Below are 1,169 nucleotides of genomic sequence, written 5' to 3'. Positions count from 1 at the left end.
ACTGGCAGAGAAATGATATCAACCAACCCGATCAGCAGATGCAACGAGTAGCTTAAATTACACCAGATCCTGTCCAAGAGATGGGGAGTAGCTCAAAGAGCGACAATGCAATCATGATCGGAGCAAGGCCGAGCATGAGGGTCAGCATCATCTTGGCGAATATGAGGACGATGCCGGTCATGAAGCCAAGGAGGCTCAAAAGAATAAGCCCGATGCCGCCTAGGATCGCGCCCGTCATCCAGTTCAGGTTGCTGCCGATGGCATTCAGGTACTGGCTGAATTTTTCGATCAGGATGTCGAATTCGCCGGCAAAGTGTGTGGCTCCGGCTCCTCCGCCGCCAACCGAAGACACCAGTGCGCCAGCGACGTAGTCCAAGCCTCCAATGACTGCGTTTGCTACTGCATTGAAGTTTGCCCAATTGAAGGCGAACAGACCGATAAGGGTCAGCTTGATCAGGTACCAGAAGAAGCTGGCCCCATCCATGCTGCGGAACTGGAATGCCATGTTGATGCAGACGCCGATTAGCGAAAGCGTGACCATCAGCAGGACGATCGTGCCGGTATTGCTTGCCACGGCCCCGAACTGGGACTCAGCCACATCGACAAGGAACGCGTCTGCCGTTCCGACCATCCAGCTGACGACGCCCATTACCAGTTGCCTTGAGCTTCGCAGATTGTACGCACGCTTGGCTCGAGTTGCTTCCTTACTTCAATCCAGTCGCGGCGAAACGCTGAATGCTCGGCTTGGCTAAGGCCTGCATACCTTTCATGATATTCGCCATCGGAGCTATCCCAAGCGGGAAAGCGGGTTTCACAGCTGCAGTCGCCAGATTCAGCGATCTCCTCCCAGGCCCGAATTTCGTACAACTCCATCAAAGCTGCTGCCTTGTAAGCTTCACGCGGATTGATTTCGTCCATCCAAGTCGGTCGCGCCGGACGATCGTTGCAGATCCGGTATTGTTGAGGCGACATATCGACTGTGAGATCGTTTGAAACCTGAGGCGAAGTCTGCGCCACAAGGGGGCCCGCCAAGGCGGCAAGCATGAGTGCGAGAATTGGTTTTCGCATCTGGGTGGCATTGTTGCAGAACTCTGGCTAGGAAGGATTCACATCGTGAATCCATGGCGTTAGATGGTTCGGATGAGCAAGCCCACAGCCGCCCGCTATCG

2 protein-coding genes are annotated in these 1,169 nt (G+C 54.8%); both read right to left on the bottom strand.

All coding sequences use genetic code 11. The features are described from left to right. Positions 1 to 52: 52 nt before the first annotated feature. Positions 53 to 649, bottom strand: a complete 597-nt coding sequence (locus G455_RS25270; RefSeq protein ID WP_229861884.1) for a type IV secretion system protein — start codon at positions 647 to 649, stop codon at positions 53 to 55. Continuing rightward, entirely contained in the window at positions 649 to 1,068 is a 420-nt protein-coding gene (locus tag G455_RS26285; protein ID WP_057796677.1) for a hypothetical protein, read from the bottom strand. The genes G455_RS25270 and G455_RS26285 overlap by 1 nt, the downstream gene beginning before the upstream one ends. Positions 1,069 to 1,169: the final 101 nt, after the last annotated feature.

The organism is Pseudodonghicola xiamenensis DSM 18339, from assembly GCF_000429365.1.
Lineage (GTDB): Bacteria > Pseudomonadota > Alphaproteobacteria > Rhodobacterales > Rhodobacteraceae > Pseudodonghicola > Pseudodonghicola xiamenensis.
This window is presented reverse-complemented; position numbering and strand designations above follow the sequence as displayed.

What these genes read in the sequence shown, in the direction of transcription:
- G455_RS25270 (WP_229861884.1), bottom strand. Translation starts at nt 649, where the DNA reads ATGGGCGTCGTCAGCTGGATGGTCGGAACGGCAGACGCGTTCCTTGTC.
- G455_RS26285 (WP_057796677.1), bottom strand. Translation starts at nt 1,068, where the DNA reads ATGCGAAAACCAATTCTCGCACTCATGCTTGCCGCCTTGGCGGGCCCC.